This window comes from Arenimonas aestuarii, assembly GCF_054781715.1.
The window spans coordinates 94,244-113,602 of sequence record NZ_BAAGTW010000004.1; the positions used below are offsets into that span (position 1 = coordinate 94,244).

General features: G+C 69.2%; 17 protein-coding genes. 7 read left to right on the top strand and 10 right to left on the bottom strand.

Annotated features, from left to right (window positions below; all coding sequences use genetic code 11):
• Window positions 1-5: 5 nt before the first annotated feature.
• The 5 genes from frr to rpsB form a co-directional block, all read right to left on the bottom strand.
• On the bottom strand, window positions 6-563 hold the full coding sequence (frr, locus tag ACYVJH_RS01235; RefSeq protein ID WP_460452849.1) for a ribosome recycling factor: 558 nt from the start codon (window positions 561-563) through the stop codon (window positions 6-8).
• A 69-nt stretch (window positions 564-632) separates the two neighbouring features.
• Window positions 633-1,358 (bottom strand): UMP kinase, encoded by a 726-nt coding sequence (gene pyrH, locus ACYVJH_RS01240; RefSeq protein WP_460452850.1) that lies wholly within the window; start codon window positions 1,356-1,358, stop codon window positions 633-635.
• 74 nt (window positions 1,359-1,432) lie between these two features.
• Entirely contained in the window at window positions 1,433-1,744 is a 312-nt protein-coding gene (locus tag ACYVJH_RS01245) for an EF-hand domain-containing protein (protein WP_460452851.1), read from the bottom strand.
• A gap of 147 nt (window positions 1,745-1,891) precedes the next feature.
• Window positions 1,892-2,770 carry a translation elongation factor Ts gene (gene tsf, locus ACYVJH_RS01250; protein ID WP_460452852.1) on the bottom strand — a complete coding sequence of 293 codons (879 nt, stop codon included), beginning with the start codon at window positions 2,768-2,770 and terminating at the stop codon, window positions 1,892-1,894.
• Between the two features lie 99 nt (window positions 2,771-2,869).
• Window positions 2,870-3,682: a 30S ribosomal protein S2 gene (gene rpsB / locus ACYVJH_RS01255; protein ID WP_460452853.1), complete on the bottom strand. Its 813-nt coding sequence runs from the start codon at window positions 3,680-3,682 to the stop codon at window positions 2,870-2,872.
• Between the two features lie 254 nt (window positions 3,683-3,936).
• Here rpsB and map point away from each other — a divergent pair, with 254 nt between their 5' ends.
• The 6 genes from map to dapE are packed head-to-tail and all read left to right on the top strand — an operon-like array spanning window position 3,937 to window position 11,699.
• A complete protein-coding gene (gene map / locus ACYVJH_RS01260; RefSeq protein WP_460452854.1) occupies window positions 3,937-4,713 on the top strand; it encodes a type I methionyl aminopeptidase in 777 nt (258 codons plus the stop codon).
• A 46-nt stretch (window positions 4,714-4,759) separates the two neighbouring features.
• On the top strand, window positions 4,760-7,381 hold the full coding sequence (gene glnD / locus ACYVJH_RS01265; RefSeq protein WP_460454244.1) for a [protein-PII] uridylyltransferase: 2,622 nt from the start codon (window positions 4,760-4,762) through the stop codon (window positions 7,379-7,381).
• The gene (gene dapD, locus ACYVJH_RS01270) at window positions 7,308-8,204 is read left to right on the top strand and encodes a 2,3,4,5-tetrahydropyridine-2,6-dicarboxylate N-succinyltransferase (protein ID WP_460454245.1); all 897 of its coding nucleotides are present in this window, start codon (window positions 7,308-7,310) and stop codon (window positions 8,202-8,204) included. Before glnD ends, dapD begins: the two co-directional genes overlap by 74 nt.
• 25 nt (window positions 8,205-8,229) lie before the next feature.
• Window positions 8,230-10,194, top strand: a complete 1,965-nt coding sequence (locus ACYVJH_RS01275; protein ID WP_460452855.1) for an alpha/beta hydrolase family protein — start codon at window positions 8,230-8,232, stop codon at window positions 10,192-10,194.
• Window positions 10,195-10,212: 18 nt separating this feature from the next.
• A complete protein-coding gene (locus ACYVJH_RS01280) occupies window positions 10,213-10,572 on the top strand; it encodes a Spx/MgsR family RNA polymerase-binding regulatory protein (RefSeq protein WP_460452856.1) in 360 nt (119 codons plus the stop codon).
• The gene (dapE, locus tag ACYVJH_RS01285) at window positions 10,569-11,699 is read left to right on the top strand and encodes a succinyl-diaminopimelate desuccinylase (RefSeq protein ID WP_460452857.1); all 1,131 of its coding nucleotides are present in this window, start codon (window positions 10,569-10,571) and stop codon (window positions 11,697-11,699) included. Before ACYVJH_RS01280 ends, dapE begins: the two co-directional genes overlap by 4 nt.
• A gap of 46 nt (window positions 11,700-11,745) precedes the next feature.
• Here dapE and ACYVJH_RS01290 read toward each other — a convergent pair whose 3' ends face one another.
• Together ACYVJH_RS01290 and ACYVJH_RS01295 are read right to left on the bottom strand one after the other, a co-directional pair.
• Complete coding sequence (locus ACYVJH_RS01290; RefSeq protein WP_460452858.1) at window positions 11,746-12,168, bottom strand: hypothetical protein; 423 nt, start codon at window positions 12,166-12,168, stop codon at window positions 11,746-11,748.
• 177 nt (window positions 12,169-12,345) lie between these two features.
• Window positions 12,346-14,724 (bottom strand): penicillin acylase family protein, encoded by a 2,379-nt coding sequence (locus tag ACYVJH_RS01295; RefSeq protein ID WP_460452859.1) that lies wholly within the window; start codon window positions 14,722-14,724, stop codon window positions 12,346-12,348.
• A gap of 271 nt (window positions 14,725-14,995) precedes the next feature.
• On the opposite strand from ACYVJH_RS01295, the gene asnB reads away from it, so the two are divergent.
• Window positions 14,996-16,693, top strand: coding sequence for an asparagine synthase B (gene asnB / locus ACYVJH_RS01300; RefSeq protein WP_460452860.1), 1,698 nt, complete (start codon window positions 14,996-14,998; stop codon window positions 16,691-16,693).
• On the opposite strand, the gene ACYVJH_RS01305 is transcribed toward asnB, so the two are convergent.
• Genes ACYVJH_RS01305 through ACYVJH_RS01315 form a run of 3 tightly spaced genes read right to left on the bottom strand, consistent with a single transcriptional unit; the run spans window position 16,683 to window position 19,346 of the window.
• Window positions 16,683-17,084 carry a hypothetical protein gene (locus ACYVJH_RS01305; protein WP_460452861.1) on the bottom strand — a complete coding sequence of 134 codons (402 nt, stop codon included), beginning with the start codon at window positions 17,082-17,084 and terminating at the stop codon, window positions 16,683-16,685. The two genes, asnB and ACYVJH_RS01305, sit on opposite strands and share 11 nt — an antisense overlap.
• A 22-nt stretch (window positions 17,085-17,106) precedes the next feature.
• Window positions 17,107-19,203: a TIR domain-containing protein gene (locus tag ACYVJH_RS01310; RefSeq protein WP_460452862.1), complete on the bottom strand. Its 2,097-nt coding sequence runs from the start codon at window positions 19,201-19,203 to the stop codon at window positions 17,107-17,109.
• Entirely contained in the window at window positions 19,185-19,346 is a 162-nt protein-coding gene (locus ACYVJH_RS01315; RefSeq protein ID WP_460452863.1) for a hypothetical protein, read from the bottom strand. Before ACYVJH_RS01315 ends, ACYVJH_RS01310 begins: the two co-directional genes overlap by 19 nt.
• Window positions 19,347-19,359 lie beyond the last annotated feature (13 nt).

Below are 19,359 nucleotides of genomic sequence, written 5' to 3' on the forward strand. Positions count from 1 at the left end.
CTGGCTCAAACCGCCATCAACTCCTGTTCCTTGGCCTTGACGACTTCGTCCACGTCCTTGACGGCCTTGTCGGTGAGCTTCTGGATCTCGTCCTCGGCGCGATGCGACTCGTCCTCGGTGACCTGCTTTTCCTTGAGCAGTTCCTTGACGCCCTGGATCGCGTCGCGGCGCACGTTGCGGATGGCGACCTTGGCGTTTTCGCCTTCGGCGTGCACGTGCTTGGAGAGCTCCTTGCGGCGCTCCTCGGTGAGCGGCGGCAGGTTGATGCGGATGACGGTGCCGGCCGTATTGGGCGTCAGGCCCAGGTCGGAGGCCAGGATGGCCTTCTCGACCGCGGACACCATGCCCTTTTCCCAGGGCGTGATGGTCAGCGACCGGGCATCGGACACCGACACGCTCGCGACCTGGGTCAGCGGCATGTCGGAGCCGTAGTAGTTCACCTTCAGGTGGTCGACCAGGGCGGTGGTGGCCCGGCCCGTGCGCAGTTTGGTCAGGTCGTGGCGGAAGGCCTCGACGGACTTGTTCATGCGGGTGAGGGCGTCTTTCTTGATTTCTTCGAGCATCGCTGGCTCCGCGGACGGGTCGGTGACGGGGGCAAGCCCGGGATTATAGGCGCTGGCGCCCGGCGGCGCTCAGCCCGCGTCGACCAGGGTGCCCAGCGGCTCGCCGCGCAGGATGCGCATCAGGGCACCCGGCTGCATCATGTCGTAGATACGCACCGGCACCTTGTTGTCCCGGCACAGGGCGAAGGCGGCCGTGTCCATCACCTGCAGGTTGCGGGCGATCACCTCGTCGTAGCTGAGGTGCTCGAAGCGCTTGGCGCTGGGGTTCTTCTTCGGGTCCGAATCGTAGATGCCGTCCACCTTGGTGGCCTTGAGCAGCAGGTCGGCGCCGATCTCGCTGGCGCGCAGGCCGGCGGCCGAATCGGTGGTGAAGAAGGGATTGCCGGTGCCGGCGGCGAACAGCGCGATGCGGCCCTTTTCCATGTGCCGGATGGCGCGACGGCGGATGTAGTCCTCGCAGACTTCGTTGATCTTGATCGCGCTCATCACCCGGGCGAAGCCGCCTTCCTTTTCCAGCGCGTCGGCCATGGCCAGGGCATTGATGACCGTGGCCAGCATGCCCATGTGGTCGCCGGTGACGCGGTCCATGCCGGCTTCGGCCAGGCCGGCGCCGCGGAAGATGTTGCCGCCGCCGATCACCAGCCCGATCTGGGCGCCCGCGCGCTGGGCCTCGACGATGTCCTTGGCCATGGCCTGGATCACCTTCGGGTCGATGCCGTAGTCCTCGTTGCCCATGAGGGCCTCGCCGGAGAGCTTGAGCAGGATGCGGCGGTACTTCAGGGGCTGGGTGCTCATGGGGCTCTCCGGTGGCTGGGCAAACAGCGGAATTCTAGCCGATCACGGGCCAGTCCCGGACGTGGGCCCGGCGCTTATTTCCAGTTCGCCAGCTCTTCGTCGGTCACGAAGCCGTCGCGGTTGCGGTCCACCAGCTTCCATTCGTAGTGCAGGGCGTGGTCATCCGGCACTTCGGCGCGGCTCAGGCGCCGGTCGCCATTGGCGTCCAGGTCAGCGACCTTGACCGCGTATTCGCTGGCGTTTGGCAGCGGTGGCTGCACCGAAACCACGGTCACCGGGCCGGTCCGGGCTTCAAAGCGGGTCTGCGGGCCGGATTCGACGTTCTGCGCCAGGGCGGGGCCAGTGGCGAGCAGGGCGAGGCACAGCAGGGGGGCGTGGGTTTTCATGGCGGGCTCCCTGATGGAACGATGGGTGCACGGAAGGCTTGCAAGCCCCGGCCCAACCCGGCATGAACCGCCCCGGCCCGCCATTCAGCAAAAAGAAAGGGCCGCGGGTAAGCCCGCGGCCCTCGCCTTGGATCATGGCGCGATGGCTCAGGCCAGGCCGGCCTGCTTCATCACTTCGGCGGCGTAGTCCTCGACCACCTTCTCGATGCCTTCGCCGACGGCCAGGCGCTGGAACTGCACCACGTCGGCGCCGGCGGCCTTGACGGCCTGCTCGACGGTCTGGTCGGTGTTCAGGACGTAGGCCTGGCCGTACAGGGTGACTTCGTTGACGATCTTGGCGACCTTGCCGGCCATGATCTTCTCGAGGATTTCGGCGGGCTTGGACTTGTCCTTGTCGGACATCTTCGCCATCTCGATTTCCTTTTCCTTCGCAATGAAGTCGGCCGGTACGTCCGCAGCCTTGTTGTGCGGCGGGTTCATCGCCGCCACGTGCATGGCGATGCCGCGGGCCAGCTCGGCGTCGCCGCCCTTGAGCTCGACCAGCACGCCGATGCGGCCGCCGTGGATATAGGCGGCGACGTGGTTGGCGCTGTCGACCTTGGCCAGGCGACGCACCTGCACGTTCTCGCCGACCTTGGCGATGACGGCGGCACGGGCTTCCTCGACGGTGTCGCCGGAGGCGACCTTGGCCGCCTTCAGGGCGTCCACGTCGGCGGCGCCGGAGGCCAGGGCGGCCTGGGCGACGGCGTCGGCGAAGGCCAGGAAGTTGTCGTCCTTGGCCACGAAGTCGGTCTCGGAGTTGATCTCGACCAGCACGGCCTTGCCGCCGTCCTGGGCCGCGACGATGCGGCCTTCGGCGGCCACGCGGCCGGCCTTCTTGTCGGCCTTGGCCAGGCCGGACTTGCGCAGGGCCTCGGCCGCGGCGTCGATGTCACCGCTGGTTTCGGACAGGGCCTTCTTGCATTCCATCATGCCGGCGCCGGTGCGCTCGCGCAGTTCCTTGACCAGGGAAGCAGTGATTTCCATGGGTTTCTCCAGATTCAGTGTGTGGCGCGCCGGCGGGAAGCCGGCGTGCGCGAAAAGGGGGGCCGCGGCGCAGCATGGCGCCGCGGCATGACGCCGTTCTTACTTGGCGGCGCGGGGCGCGCGCGGGGCGCGGGCACGCGGGGCCGGCTTCTTGTCTTCCTTGGCGACCGGGTTGCCTTCGCCATCGAGCTCGACGAAGTCGTCGGCGGCGGCGACGTGGGCCTGCGGCGAGGCGGCCTTGCCCTCGAGCACGGCGTCGGCGGCGGCGCGCACGTACAGCTGCACGGCGCGGATGGCGTCGTCGTTGCCCGGGATGGCGTAGTCCACCAGGTTGGGGTCGTAGTTGGTGTCGACAACGGCGACCACCGGGATGCCCAGCTTCTTGGCTTCCTGCACGGCGATGTTCTCGTGGCCGATGTCGATCACGAACAGCGCGTCGGGCAGGCGGCCCATGTCCTTGATGCCGCCCAGGGAGGCTTCAAGCTTGTCGCGCTCGCGGCGCAGGCCCAGCACTTCGTGCTTGACCAGCTTCTCGAAGGTGCCGTCGGTTTCGGCGGCCTCGAGTTCCTTCAGGCGCGCAACCGACTTCTTGACGGTGGCGAAGTTGGTCAGGGTGCCGCCCAGCCAGCGCATGCTCATGTAGGGCATGCCGCAACGCTCGGCTTCTTCCTTGACGGACTCGCGGGCCGAACGCTTGGTGCCGACGAACAGGATCGAGCCGCGCTTCTGGGCGATGCCCGAGACGAAGTTCATCGCGTCCTGGAACAGCGGCAGGGTCTTTTCGAGGTTGATGATGTGGATCTTGCCGCGGGCGCCGAAGATGTACGGGCCCATCTTGGGGTTCCAGTAGCGGGTCTGGTGGCCGAAGTGAACGCCGGCTTCCAGCATCTGGCGCATGGTGACCTGGGACATGGTGTTTCCTTTGCAGACAGGGAGCCGGCCGCACAGTGGCGACGTCGAAGCTCCGGGGTTGGGCCTCCGCCAGGCCGCCGCCTCGAACCCCCGGACCGTGGTCCGCGGGCACCCCGGGGCGGGGGATTGCCTGGCGTGTGAATTCACCGGTGACGCCCGGCGTGGGCGGATCGTAGGCCCCTACAGGGGTTTTCCGAGCCCCGGGAGTATAGCCGGCTGGCCCAAGAGGCCGCAACTGGGCGATAATCCCGGCCATGCATATCAGCCTGAAGAGCCCCGAAGACATCGAGCGCATGCGCGTAGCCGGCCGCCTGGCCGCCGAAGTGCTGCAGGTGGTCGCCCCGCACGTCAAGCCGGGCGTCAGCACCGCCGAGCTTGACCGCATCTGCCACGACCACATCGTCAACGTGCAGGGGGCCGTGCCCGCCAACGTCGGCTACAAGGGCTTCCCGGCCACGGTCTGCACCTCGGTCAACAACGTCATCTGCCACGGCATCCCCAGTGACGCCAAGGTGCTCAAGGACGGCGACATCATCAATATCGACGTCACGGTCATCAAGGATGGCTGGCACGGCGACACCAGCCGCATGTATTTCGTCGGCGAACCCAGCGTCAAGGCCCGGCGCCTGGTCGACGTGACCCGCGAGGCCATGTTCCGCGGCATCCGCACCGTCAAGCCCGGCGCCACCCTGGGCGACATCGGCCACGCCATCCAGAAGTACGCCGAGGGCGAGCGTTTTTCGGTGGTGCGCGAGTACTGCGGCCACGGCATCGGCCGCATCTACCACGAGGACCCGCAGGTGCTTCACTACGGCCAGCCGGGGGCCGGCGTGGTGCTCCAGAAGGGCATGACCTTCACCATCGAACCGATGATCAACGAAGGCTCCCGCCACACCAAGCTGCTGGGTGATGGCTGGACCGTGGTCACCCGCGACAAGTCGCTGTCGGCCCAGTGGGAGCACACGGTGGTCGTGACCGACGACGGCGTCGAGATCCTCACCCGCCTGCCCGGCGACGACAACGACCTGTGACCCGGGCCGGCCAGTGAGCGCCGCCCCGAACACCACCGCCCCCGACCTGGCGACGAGCCTTGCCGCCGCCGGCGACGACGGCGCCTGGCGCGACGCCGCCAAGGCCGCCCTGGCCGCCCGCCGCGAACTGCTGCGCCAGCGTTTCGACGCCGGCGAGGCCATCGACCGCCTGGTCTCGCGCTGCGCCGATGCCGCCGATGCCGTGGTGCGGGCCGCCTGGCAGCGCTGCCTGGGCGACATGCCCGGCCTGGACCTGCTTGCCACCGGCGGTTACGGCCGGGGCGAACTCTACCCGCAGTCCGACATCGACCTGCTGGTGCTGGCCGAGCCCGGCCTGCAGCAGCGCCACCAGGTGGCGATCGGCCGCTTCTTCTCCCTGCTCTGGGACGCCGGCCTGGCCACCAGCCAGGCGGTGCGTTCGGTCGGGCAGTGCCTGGAGGCCGCGCGCGAGGACATCACGGTGCTGACCGCCCTGATGGAGTGCCGTGCGCTGGCCGGCGACCCGGCGGCCCCCAAGGCGCTGGCGGCGGCCCTGTCGCCGGCGGTGCTGTGGCCTCCCTCCGATTATTTTTACGCCAAGCGCGAAGAACAGCGGGCCCGGCACGCCCGCTTCAACGACACCGCGCACAACCTCGAGCCCAGCATCAAGGAAGGCCCGGGCGGGCTGCGCGACCTGCAGACCATCACCTGGATGGGCATGCGTCTTTACGGCGTGCCCGGCCTGCGTGCCCTGGTGCCGCTGGGCCTGCTGGGCGAAGACGAATGCGCCAGCCTCGAGCGCGAATGGCGGGTGCTGGCGCGACTGCGGTTTGGCCTGCACCTGCTGGCCGGCCGACGCGAGGAACGCCTGGGCTTCGACTACCAGAAGAACCTGGCCGCGATGCTGGGCCTCAAGGACGAGCGCCGCGACAACCTGGCGGTCGAACAGATGATGCAGGGCTTCTTCCGCAGCGCCGCCACCGTGATGCGCATCAACGACCGCGTGTTGCAGCGCTACGAGGAGCAGCTTTCGGGGCAGGAAGAATCGGTGCCGCTGGGCGAGGGCTACCAGCTGCGCAATGGTTACCTGGCCATGACCGAACCGGGGAGCCTGGGCGAAGGTTTCGCGCCGGTGCTGGCGCTGTTCGTCGCCTGGGACAAGCAGCCCGATGCCCGCGGCCTGCATTCGGAAACCGCGCGCGCCCTGGGCGAGTCGCTGGGCGCGATCGGCCCCTACGCCGACCAGCCCGAAGCGCTGCGCCGGCAGTTCATGGACCTGATGCAGTCACCGCAGGCGGTGTCCACGCTGACCCGCATGGCCCGCCTTGGCGTGCTGGCGCGTTACCTGCCGGCCTTCGGCAAGGTGTCGGGGCGCATGCAGTACGACCTGTTCCATGTCTACACCGTCGACCAGCACACGCTGACGGTGCTGGCCTACCTGGACGGGTTCGCGCGCAAGGCCGACGAACGTTTCGGCATCGCCCATGAAGTCTGGCCGCGCCTGCGCAAGCCGCACGTGCTGCTGCTGGCCGGCCTGTTCCACGACATCGCCAAGGGCCGCGGCGGCGACCATTCCGAACTCGGCGCCACCGACGCGCGCGAGTTCGCCGCCGCCCACGCGATGCCGCAGTCCGACGCCGACCTGCTGGCCTGGCTGGTCGAACAGCATTTGCTGATGTCCACCACCGCCCAGCGCCAGGACATCTCCGACCCGGTGGTGGTGGCGCGTTTCGCCAACAAGGTGGCCGACCGCGAACACCTCGATTACCTCTACCTGCTGACCTGCGCCGACATCGCCGGCACCAGCCCCAAGCTCTGGAACGCGTGGAAGGACCGGCTGCTGGCCGACCTCTACGCGGCCACCCGCTTCGCGCTGCGCCGCGGCCTGGAAAACCCGGTGCACGCCACCGAGATCATGGCCGAAACCCGCGCCGCGGCGCTGGTGCGCCTGCTGGGAGAAGGCCTGACGCGCGAAGAAGTCGAGCGCATCTGGGCGGCCTACCCGGACGTGGGTTTCCTGCGCTATCGCCCCGAACAGATCGCCTGGCAGACCCACGGCATCGCCGCCTCGGCCGGCGCCGACACCCTGGTGATGGTGCGCCCGCACCTGGAAGACGGCGGCCTGGAGGTGTTCGTGCGCACGCCCGACCGCGACGGCCTGTTCGCGGCCCTGGTGGCCACCTTCGACCGCCTGGGCCTGAACGTGCTCGAGGCGCGCGTGCTGAACTCGATCGACGGGTTCGCGCTCGACAACTTCCAGCTGTTCGCGCCGCACGGCCGCGCGCCCGAACCACCCGCGGTGGAGGCGGCGCTGAAGCTGGCCCTGAAGGATCCGGCGAAGGTGAAGCCGCCGCGCCGCGCCGCGCCCCGCCAGCTGCGCCATTTCCGGGTGCCGGTGAAGGTGGGTTTCGACGAATCGGCCGACGGCCGCCGCACCCGCATGAGCCTGGTCTGCACCGACCAGCCCGGGCTGCTGGCATCCGTCGCCCAGGTGCTGCGCAAGTTCCGCCTGCGCGTGCACGACGCCCGCATCGCCACCTTCGGCGAGAAGGTGGAAGACTTTTTCCTGCTGACCGACGAGGCCAACCAGCCCATCGGTGACCAGGCCCTCTTGGATCAACTGCGCGAGGCCATCGTGGCCGGCGTCGACGGAGACATGCACCATGGCAAGAAAGAAGCCCAGCACTGAACAGCTGCAGGCGATCATCGAGGACGCCTTCGAGCGCCGCGCCACCCTGACCGCGATGGAGATCGATGGCTCCACGCGGCCGGCCGTGGAAGAGGCGATCGAGCTGCTTGAGTCGGGCAAGGCGCGCGTGGCCGCGCCGAACGGCAAGCACTGGGAAGTCAACGAGTGGCTCAAGAAAGCCGTGCTGCTGTACTTCCGCATAAACGACATGCAGATGATGGAAGGTTTCCCGGCGCCTTTCTGGGACAAGGTGCGGCTGCGCTTCGACAACTTCGACGATGGCGACTTCCAGAAGCTGGGCGCGCGCGTGGTGCCGGGCGCGATCGTGCGGTCGGGCGCGCACATCGGCAAGGACGTGGTGCTGATGCCCAGCTTCGTCAACATCGGCGCCCATGTCGGCGCCGGGACCATGGTCGATACCTGGGCCACCGTCGGCAGCTGCGCCCAGGTCGGCAAGAACTGCCACATCAGCGGCGGTGCCGGCATCGGCGGCGTGCTCGAGCCGCTGCAGGCCAGCCCCACCATCATCGAGGACGGCTGCTTCATCGGTGCCCGCGCCGAAGTGGTGGAGGGCGTGATCGTCGAGAAGGGCAGCGTGATCGGCATGGGCGTGTTCCTGGGCCAGTCCACCCGCATCTACAACCGCGCCACCGGCGAGATCACCCAGGGCCGCATCCCCGCCGGCAGCGTGGTGGTGTCGGGTTCGCTGCCGTCGGCCGACGGCAAGTACTCACTGTATTGCGCGGTCATCGTCAAGCAGGTGGACGCCAAAACCCGTGCGAAAACTTCTGTCAATGAACTCCTGCGCGGGGCGCTAGAGTAGGGTCGTCCCCCACAGGAACCTCGCGATGCGCCCGAACTCCCGATTGGCCCCCTGGCTGCTGGCCGCCTGCCTGCTCCTGGCCGGCCCGGCCCTGGCCCAGGTCGACCTGGCCAGCTTCACCAAACTCGACAGTTTCAGCGGCATCAAGCTCTCGCCCACCGGTGAGTACTATGCCGCCACGGTGCCGCTGGGCGACCGGACCGGCCTGGTGGTGATCCGTCGCGGCGACAAGGTGGTGACGGCGCAGTTCGCCCTGGGCAAGGACACCCACATCGACGACTTCGAGTGGGTCAACGACACCCGCCTGGTGCTGTCGATGGCCGAGAACTTCGGCATGGACGACACGCCCAGCGCCACCGGCGAGATCTTCGGCGTCGATGCCGACGGCAAGAACATCGAACTCCTGGTGGGCTACCGCGCAGTGGGTACCGGCCCCGGCTCGCGCATCCAGACCCGTACCCAGGAGTCGGTGGCGGCCTACCTGCTCGATTCCCTGCCCGACGAAGAGCACGACGTGCTGATCGAGGTCTGGCCGTTCCACGATGACCCGTATACCCGGGTCGAGGTGATGGACGTGCGCAACGGCAAGCGTCGCCCGGTGGCCCGTTCGCCGGTGCAGCGCGGCAGGTTCACGGTCGACCACGCCCGCCAGGTGCGCTTCGTGCGCGGCTACGGCGAGGGCAACGCCAGCATGCTCTACCACCGCAAGGGCGAAGGCGACGAGTGGGCGCTGGTCAACAACGAAAAGGAGACCGGCCGGGTGGATATCCCGGTGGGCTTCTCGGCGGACAACCAGGTCGCCTACCTGCGCGCGGACAGCCGGAAGGCGCCTGATGCGATCGTGGCCTACGACACCCGCACCGGCGAACGGCGGCCCCTGCTGCAGCACGAGGTGGTGGACCCCTACGTGGTGCTCTACAGCCTGGGCGACCGCGGCATCCCGGTCGGTGCCCAGTACCTGGGCGACAAGGTCGAGCAGCGTTTCTTCGACCCGGCGTCTCCGGAAGCAAAGCTCTACACGATGCTGCAGGCCGCGTTCCCGGACCAGGCGGTCTACGTCACGTCCACCACCCGAGACGGCAAGCTCGCCCTGGTGCAGGTCACCGCCGGCAACAATCCCGGCGACTTCTACCTGTTCGATGTCACCAACCGGAAGGCCGGCTACCTGCTCAGCCGCCGCCAGTGGATCGACCCGGAGGCCATGGGCAGGGTGACGCCCTTCGCCCTGAAGGCGCGCGACGGCCTCGACCTGCATGGTTTCCTCACGCTTCCGCCGGGTTCCGAGGGCAAGAAGCTGCCCACCGTCGTCTACGTCCACGGTGGCCCCTACGGTGCCTTCGACCAGCTTGGCTTCGACACCGAAGCGCAGGTCCTCGCCCGTGCCGGTTATGCGGTGCTGCAGGTCAACTTCCGGGGCTCGGGCAACTACGGCCGGGGCTTCCAGGAAGCAGGTGCCCTGCAGTGGGGCAAGGCCATGCAGGACGACGTGACCGACGCCACCCGGTGGGCCATCGACCAGGGCATCGCCGATCCGAAACGCATCTGCATCTATGGCGGCAGTTACGGCGCCTACGCCGCGATGATGGGCGTTGCCCGCGAGCCTGGCCTGTACGCCTGCGCGGCCGGTTATGTCGGCGTGTACGACCTGGACCTGATGGTGCGCCAGGACAAGCGCGACAGCCGTTTCATGTCCAACTTCACCAGCCAGTGGATCGGCGAGGCCGGCAGCCTGTCCGCCGTGTCGCCGACGCGGCTGGCCGCCGGCATCAAGGCGCCGGTGTTCCTGGCCGCGGGTGGGGAAGACCGCGTGGCGCCGGTCGAACACACCGAGCTGATGGAACGCGCGCTTCGCAAGGCCGGCGTGCCGGTGGAAACCCTGGTCTACAAGAACGAAGGCCATGGGTTTTACAAGGAGGAGCATCGGGCCGAGTATTACCGGCGGCTGCTGGGTTTCCTTTCCCGCCATATCGGTGGCCAGCAGGCGAAATAAGCACGAGGAGCTGCCGGCATGACGGTGATCTACGGACTGGAAAAATGCGACACCTGCCGCAAGGCGCGCAACTGGCTCAAGCGTTTCGAGGTGCCGCATGAATTCGTCGATTACCGCGCCAATCCCGTGCCGCCGGCCACGCTCAAGGCCTGGGCGGCGTCGCTGGGCGGTTGGGAGAAGCTCGTGAACAAGGCCTCGACCACCTGGCGGCAACTGCCCGAAGGCCGCAAGTCGCCGGCGTCCGACCCGGAGTGGGCCCTGCTGCTGCGCGAGCACCCGGCCCTGGTGAAGCGCCCGGTGGTGGTGACCGACGACGGCCAGGTCGGTGTCGGCTTCAGCGACAACGGCTTCAAGCAGCGCTTCGGAGTGGGCAAGTGAGCGAGGTCCTGGCCCTGGCCCGCGAGCTGATCGCCCGGCGCTCGGTGACCCCGGACGACGCAGGTTGCCAGGACCTGGTGGCGCAGCGCCTGGCGCGCGCTGGCTTCACCCTTGAATGGCTCGACGCCGGCGACGTGCGCAACCTCTGGGCCACGCACGGCCAGGGCGGCGACGTGTTCTGCCTGCTGGGCCACACCGACGTGGTGCCGCCGGGCCCGCGCGAGGCCTGGGACAGCGATCCCTTCGAGCCCACCGAACGCGACGGCGTGCTTTATGGCCGCGGCGCCGCCGACATGAAGGGCAGCGTCGCCGCGTTCGTGGTCGCCGCCGAGCAGTTCGTCGCGGCGCATCCCGACCACCCGGGCACGCTGGCCATCCTGCTGACCTCGGACGAGGAGGGCGACGCCATCGACGGCGTGCGCCAGGTCGCCCGGCGCTTCCAGCAAGAAGGCCGGCCGATCCATTTCTGCATCACCGGCGAGCCCTCGTCGAAAGCCGCGCTGGGCGACCTGCTGCGCGTCGGCCGCCGCGGCTCGCTGTCGGGGCGGCTGCGGGTGAAGGGCATCCAGGGCCACGTGGCCTATCCGGAAAAAGCCCGCAACCCGATCCACCAGGCCTTGCCGGCGCTGGCCGAACTCAGCGCGCGGGCCTGGGATGCCGGTTACCCGGAGTTCCCGCCCACCAGTTTCCAGATCTCGAACATCCAGTCAGGCACGGGCGCCAACAACGTCATCCCGGGCGACTGCGAGCTGCAGTTCAACTTCCGCTTCAACCCGGGCTGGACGGCGGAACGGCTGGAAACGGAAGTGCACGCCGTGCTCGACCGCCATGGCCTGGACTACGACCTGCACTGGCATCGCAGCGGCGAACCCTTCCTCACCGGCGAAGGCCGGCTGCGCGCGGCCGCGCGCGCGGTCATCAAGGACCAGCTGGGTCGGGTTCCGGAAGAAAATACCGGCGGCGGCACCTCGGACGCCCGCTTCATCGCGCCTCTCGGCGCCGAGGTGGTGGAGCTGGGGCCCATCAACGCCAGCATCCACAAGGTCAACGAACACGTCGTCATCGAAGAACTCCAGCGCCTCCCCGCGCTGTACCGAGCCATCGTCGAACGCCTGCTGCTCGCCTGATCCCCCCGCACTTCCTCCCCGGTATTCCCCTGGCAATCAGGTTGGTTCAGGCCGCGGCCTTGAACCAGGCCTGTTCCGCCGCTGGCGTCGCGTGCGCCGCTTCGCGCAGTTCGCGCAGGATGCCCAGCACCTGCCGGTGCACGGCCTGCAGTCCCGGATGCGGCGCCTGCCGGGTCTCGTGGTAGACCACCGCAAGCCACAGGGCCACCGAACGCTGGCGCAGCTGCACGGACCGGTCGCGCACCCGCCCGGCCGTCACCGAAGCTACGGGGCTCCAGGGTCGGTAGAGCATCGATTCGCTGGCACCGTGCCAATGCGGGTGGGGCAGGACCGAAGCCGCCTGGATTTCCGCCAGGGTCTGGTCCGCCGTGGTCTTGCGCTGCGTCGCGTCGAAGGCGCGAACGGCCTTGAGCACGGCCGCGGCCTGTCGCCGCAGCATGAGCTGGCGGCAATGCGCCAGAACGTTCACCAAAATGTCCATCTAACCTACCTCGCCGAAAAACCATCGGTGCGGTAGATCGCTCCCCCTGACGGCGATCTCTCCGTCCCTGTCCCGGCGGAGCGAGCCGGGCCATTGCCCCCGTTTATGGACCATTTAGTGACGGCTGTCAGGTTCTCGCGACGGAAATGTGAACTGGTTCACATTTTATGGCGTGAGCCTGAGCACGTGCGCGGCCTCGCCGGGCAGGAAGGGCGTGGGCTCGCCGCGGACCCAGGCGCCGTGGCCCGCGCCCCAGAACGGCGACATCGGGTGTCCTGACTGGCCACCGGGCATGTGCGCGAAACCTTCGGGCTCGCGGCCAGGCGACACCACCATGCGTTCGCTGGCGCCGAAGCCCGGCGCCTGCACCAGGGGCATGTTGCCGTCGCCGCGCAGTGGCTCCGACGGCATGCACAGCAGGCCGCGCAGCGGGCCCGGCAGGCCAGCGGCCAGGGGATGGCAGATGCGCGCGGTGTTGCGTTCGCCCCAGCGCCGCTGCGCCAGCGGGCCGGCCTCTTCGAGCTGGCCGCGGATGTCGCGCGCGGCGTCGGCCAGCAGTGCATCCCAGCTGGCGAACCTGCGCGGCAGCAGGTGCGCCGGCCGCTGCCGGACCAGCGGCCAGGCGAAGGCTTCGGCCTGGGGCAGGTCGGGCATCACGAAGTCCTCGCCGAGCGCGGCCTGGGCCGGCGCCAGCAGGCCGTTCTGGATGCGTTCGATTACCGCCAGGCGCCAGGCGCGCACGATGCGGTAGTCCACCGCATCCACGCTGGCATGGCCGGTCCAGTCGGCGCTGGCTTCGGCCAGGGCCAGCAGGTCGGCGTCGCCGACGCGGCTCGCTTCGGCCTGCAGCAATACGTGCCAGCGCTGGAGGAACAGGGCGCGGTCATCGAGCTGCAGGGCCAGCAGGTCGGCCTCGGTGAACCTTGGCGATCCACGCAGCGTGTCGCGGATCTGCCTGGCACGGGCGCCGTTGGCATAACCGGCGTCGCCGACCAGGGCCAGCGCCTCGCCATCGACCACGCGTGCGTTCGCCGTCCACAGGATGCCGTCCGCCGGATCCACCAGGCTGGGATTTTCGGTCGGTGCCAGCCAGCCGGCCCAACGGCAGGCCTGCTCGACCTGCAGCGGCCGTTTCGGTGCGCAGTCGCCGGCGCGTTCGGGCAGCTGGGCGGTCAGGCGCCAGGCGATGCGGCCGGCGCGATCGGCCATCAGCAGGTTCTGGGCCGGGATGCCGGCGACGTCGGCGACGGCCAGGCCCTGGTCGAGGTTGGCGGCGAAGGCCATGTCGGCCAGGCCGAAGTTCAGCGCACCGGGCAACTGCGCGGTCCAGCGCAGGGCCAGCGCGTCGCCGTTGTCCAGGTCCACCGTGATCGGGCCCCAGCGGGTCTCTCGGACCTTCAGCTCGACCGGCTTGCCACCCTTTACCTCGATCCACTCGCTGTCGGTGCGCACCACCGCCTCGCCGCCCGGCACGCGATAGCGAAGTTTGTCGGCGTCGGTGAACTCGACGCGGTAGAAATCCAGCCAGTCGCCATAGCTGTTGGTGAAACCCCAGGCAACGTGGCCATTGCTGCCCACGATCACCGCCGGGATGCCGGGCAGGGTGAAACCGCTGATGTCGACCTGGCCGCCGGGAGCCCGGGCATCGGGGTAACGCAGGCGGGCGCGGAACCAGATGTTCGGCGCGCCCAGGCCCAGGTGCATGTCGTTGGCCACGATGGCGCGTCCGTCGGCGGTGCGGCTGGCGGCCACGGCGAAGTTGTTGCTGCCGGGGGCCGCCGGTTCGGAAACGGCGTATTCGCCGTCCTGCTCGGGCATGGGCAGCGTGCGCAGGTCCACTTCATCGGCGCCCGGCAGGACGGGGTTGCCGCGCGGCTCGCCCAGCAGCGGCGCGTCCCACTCACTGCCGTCGGTGGCGACCAGGTCGTAGAGCGCAGCGGGAAGCACTTCGCGAATCCGCCAAAGTGCCAGTTCGCGCGAGTTCGATTCGTCCTGCAGGTCGAAGAACATGGCGTAGCCCGCAAGCGCCGTGTCCTCGACCGTCCACGGCTGTGGGTCGGCCCGCAGCAACAGGTAGGCCCAGGGCGTGCCGTCCAGGGCCAGCACGCCGGCATTGACGCCGTCGCGGTAGGCTTCAAGCACGGGCAGGCGGTCGCCGGCGGTTGTGCCCAGGTGTTCGCGCAGGCGCGCCCGCAGGCGGTGCACGCGCACCTGCTTGTCGCGATCAATGGCGACGTCGCCGAACAGCGCCGACAGTTCGCCGGCGGCCGAGCGCCGCAGCAGGTCCATCTCGAAAAAACGCTCCTGCGCATGGACGAAGCCCAGCGCACGGGCTGCATCCGTCTCGTTGGCGGCGTCGATGGTGACGACGCCCAGGCTGTCGCGGCTGACCGTGACCGGCGCCGACAGGCCGGCCAGGGCCAGGTCGCCCTCGAGCTTCGGCAGGCTGCCGCGCATGGCCCAGAGCCCGGCCAGGATCGCGACCACGGCCAGGATGACCACGACCGCGAGCAGGCGGACGAACACTCGGGGGGTCTTGCGCATGCTTACGGCTCCGGGAGGGGGGGCGAAGCGCCAAGGATGGCCGAAGCGCGCCCGGGCCGCCACGGGGTGCTTGCGCGGGCGCGTGGCCCATGCCTATGCTCGGGCCATGCGCGCAATCGTCGTGAACAACGCCAATAACAATAATCGTCCCCGTTCGCGGGTCGACGACTAGGCGCGCTACACAAGAAAACTGCCCCAGTCCCGACGGCCCGCACTGACCCCAGTGCGGGCCGTTTCCTTTTGTGCGCAAGAAAATCCAGGAGACCTGCCCATGTGTTCCATCCTCGGCGTGCACGACGCCCGCACCGGTGCCGACCTGCGCGGCCTGCGGCCGCTGGCCCTGTCGCTGTCGGCGCTGCAGCGGCACCGCGGCCCCGACTGGTCGGGCGTGTTCGAATCGCCGGCCTGCCTGCTGGTGCATGAGCGCCTGGCCATCGTCGATCCCGCCGGCGGCGCCCAGCCGCTGCGCTCGGCCGACGGCCAGCTGGCGCTCGCGGTCAACGGCGAGGTCTACAACCACCGCGAGCTGGCCGATGCCCTGGTGGCGCCGTACGCGTTCACCAGCGGCTCGGACTGCGAGGTCATCAATGCGCTGTACCGGCAGGAAGGCCCCGACGCGGTGGCCCGGCTCAACGGCATCTTCGCGTTCGCGCTGTGGGACGCGGCGGCGGAGCGGCTGGTGGTGGCGCGCGATCCGCTGGGCGTCTGCCCGCTGTACTGGGGCCACGACGGCGACGGCCGCCTGTGGCTGGCCTCGGAAATGAAGGCGCTGGCACGCTTGTGCGCGGATGTCGCGGCGTTTCCCCCGGGCCATGTCTACGACAGCGGCAGCGGCGAACTGCGCTGCTTCCATCCGCAGCCCTGGCGTGATTACGACGCCACCCGCGGTGTCACCACCACGCCGGCCGCTCTGCGCGAGGCCTTCGAACAGGCCGTGCACCGGCAGATGATGACCGACGTGCCCTATGGCGTGCTCTTGAGCGGCGGCCTGGATTCTTCGCTGGTGGCGGCCTGCGCGGCGAAGTTCGCGCGCCAGCGGGTGGAGGACGACGACCGCAGCGAAGCCTGGTACCCACGCCTGCACAGTTTCGCCATCGGCCTGCCGGGTTCACCCGACCTGGCCGCGGCCGAACGCGCCGCGGCGGCGCTGGGCACGGTGCACCATGGGTTCACCTACCGCTTCGAGGAAGGCGTGGACGCGGTGCCGGACGTGATCCGCCACATCGAAAGTTACGACGTCACCACCGTGCGGGCGTCGACGCCAATGTACCTGCTGGCGCGGCGCATCAAGGCCATGGGCGTGAAGATGGTGCTCAGCGGCGAGGGCAGCGACGAAATCTTCGGCGGCTACCTGTACTTCCACAAGGCCCCGGACGCGCGCGAGTTCCACGCCGAGTGCGTACGCAAGCTCGACGCCCTGCACCAGTTCGACTGCCTGCCCGCGAACAAGGCGATGATGGCCTGGGGCGTGGAGGCGCGGGTGCCGTTCCTGGACCTGGAGTTCCTGGCCCTGGCGATGTCGCTCGATGCCGAGGCCAAACGCTGCGGGCCGCAGCGCATGGAGAAGGCGCTGCTGCGCGAAGCCTTCGACGGTGCCTTGCCCGACGACATCCTGTGGCGCCAGAAGGAACAGTTCAGCGACGGCGTCGGCTACGGCTGGATCGATGGCCTCAAGGCCCTGGCACAAACCCGCGTCAGCGACGCGATGCTGGCCGAGGCGCCGCTGCGTTTCCCGGTGAACCCGCCGGCCAGCAAGGAGGCGTACTGGTATCGCGACCTGTTCGAACGCGCCTTCCCCGGCGACGCCTGCGCGCGCACGGTGCCGGGTGGCAAGTCGATCGCCTGTTCCTCGCCGGCGGCGATTGCCTGGGACGCAGCCTTTGCGGCCGCCGCCGACCCTTCCGGGCGGGCGGTGGCCGACGTGCACGGCGACCAACCGCGCGAGCGCGTTCGGTCGGTCAGCGGTTGATGATGCGCGGGTCGCAGTCGCGGCTTTCGCCGGTGGCCCGGTTCTCGACGATGACCGAGTACTTGACGTCGGCGGGCCCGGTGTTGCGGTTGGCGATGTTGACCACGTGGGCCTGTCCGCCGCCCGAGTAGGACATCTGGTCCTGGCCGTCGCCGGAGAAGGTGACGTCGGCGATGCCGTAATCATGGTTGGTCAGGCGGACCTGGATCTTCTTGTTGCCGGTGTTCGACGCGACGTCGACATTGCCGGCACCGTCGGTGCCGCCGCTGAAGGTGCAGGTGGCGGGGTCGAGTTCGACCTGGAAGTCGGGCCCGGCCGGGTCCTGGGCAAGGACGGGCAGGGCAAGCATCGCGAGCAGCGGGAACAAGGGCACGAGTTCACAGCGGCGCATGGGCGGATCCTCTTGTTGTGTCTTATTCCGGCCGGAAAGCGCCGGTGAGGGTGTAGGCCGGGTCCATTCGGGGGTCGCGGTAACCGGCCTGGTCCAGCACCTGCTGCAACGTCACAAGGCGTCGGGACTGGCCAAGATTGATGGCCAGCAGCCGACGCACGGGGTGGAACTCGAAGGTCTGCTGCGTCTGTCCGTCCAGCAGCCGGGCCGCCTCGGTCCAGGTCGCCATCGCGGCCCGGTGGTCGCCGCCGGCTGCCTGGGTGGTGCCCAGGACCTCGGCGGTCCGGGCCAGCTCCGCCAGGCGCTGGGCCGAATAGTCGGTGCCGGCGACCAGGTCGGCCATCCGCCGGTGGGCGTCGGCGGCTACCTGTCGGGCGCTTGCCACGTCGCCGGTCGCCAGCGCCCGTAGCGCCTTCAGGCGCAGCGCGTGGGATAGCTCCACCACGGCGGCGGCGTTGCTGGGGTCATGGGCCGTCAGGCTTTCCATGCCCGTGACCACGTCGTCGAGCTCCCGCACCTGCGCGGCCGTCCAGTGCGCCGGAGCGGTAAGGCCGAGCCGGGTCAGCCGGGCCCAGTGGGCACTTCGCAACCAGGCGGCATTCTGCCGGTCGCGGGCCGTGAGGCGGCTGAAGATGTCCGCGCCGCGGTCGACCAGGGCCGAGGCGTCCTCGATGTGGCCGAGATCAAGCTGGGCATTGGCCTGGAAGATGAGGTTGCGGCCTAGCAAGTAGGTGGCGCGCACGTTGTCCCCACGTTCGTACAGCGGCTGCAGCAGGCGCGTCACCTCGGCGAAGCCCCGCTCCCCGCCGGCAAGGTCGCCGTCGTCGAAGCGCGTGGAGCCGATCCAGGACCAGGTTTCCGCCAGCGCGATGGTGAGGTCCGGATCCCCGGGCTGGCGCGCCAGCTGCTGTTCGGTGATATCCCGACACAGCCCGAAGTAGGCCAGGGCGGTCTTGGCATCGCCGCGCGCGCGCGCGAGGCTGCCCAGGTTGGAGTAGGCGTAGGACACTTCCAGGAGGTAGTCGGAATTGTCGGGTTCGCGCAGCTGCAGGGCCAGGCTGTGGCGCAGGTAGTTGTGCATCGCGAGATCGGCCTTGTCGAGCTGGCCACGCTCCCAGGCCACGTAGCCGACCCAGAATTCGGCCTGCCCGAGTTCGAACAGGTAGTCGTTGTTGGCGGGCTCGGCGTCGTGCAGTTGCCGGGCCTGCGCCAGCGCCTGCTCGAACGAGGCCAGTGCGGCTTCGAGCTTGCCCTGGTTGAAGCGCACGTCCCCGATCTGTTTCAGCGCGACGGCGCGGGCCAGCAGTTCGCCGGCTGTGCCGCGTTCGCCCAGCGTCGCGAAATAGCCCATGACCTCGTCGCCAACCGAATCGAGAAGCTCGAGCTTGCCGATCGGCTCGAGCTTGCTGCGCAGGTCGCCGAGCATGAAGCCGATCAGCGCTTCGGCCTGTTGCCGCCGCATTTCCGACTCCTGCCTGGACTTGAAGGCATACAGTGCAAGGCCCACCGTCATCGCCGCGATCGCCAGCGACGCCACGGCGACGCCGGCCCAGGTGCGCGCCTGTCGCTGGGCATCGCGGCGCTTGAGTTCGTCGACGCCAACTTCGAGCAGGCCGGCGGCGATCTTGAGCATGGCATTGCGTCGCCCGTCGCCGGCGGGCGTGGCATCGGCGGCCAGGGGGTCGTGCAGGAGCTTGCCGTGTTCGTCGCGCAAGAGCGCCGCCGGGAATGCGCACGTGGCCGAGTCCCTGTCGGGCTGTCCGGCGACCAGGTAACAGAAGATCCGGTGGCCGCGGCCCGACGCGCGGAAGTGGCGGATTTCGTCGTTGACCCAGCGCGAGGCCGCCGCCGCCGGCGAGCAGACCACCACCAGGGCTTCTGAATCGTCCATGGCCTGGCGGATCGAGTCCGACAGGTCGTGGGCCGAGGCCAGTTCGTCCTGGTCGCGGAACACGGGATACAGGCGTGCCGGCAGATCCGGCCGGCTGGCCCGCAGGGCCGCGGGCGGGCGATAGCGCTCGAGCGCGCGCTGGAGCCAGCGGGCGGCCTCCGCGTCGGCGTGGCTGTAGCTGATGAACGCGCGGTAGCGTCGTTCCGGCGTCACGCGTTGCGCGCCCACGCACGCAAGCTTTCGACGGTCGCCATGCGTTTGGCCGGGACGGCGGCAGGGCAGGCTTCGATCAGCCGGCGTTTGCCGCACATCCGTCGCGCCTTGCGGGGTTCCAGGGCAGGCGTGCGGCCGTCGTGCATCGGTTCGTCCACCGGTGTCCCCTTG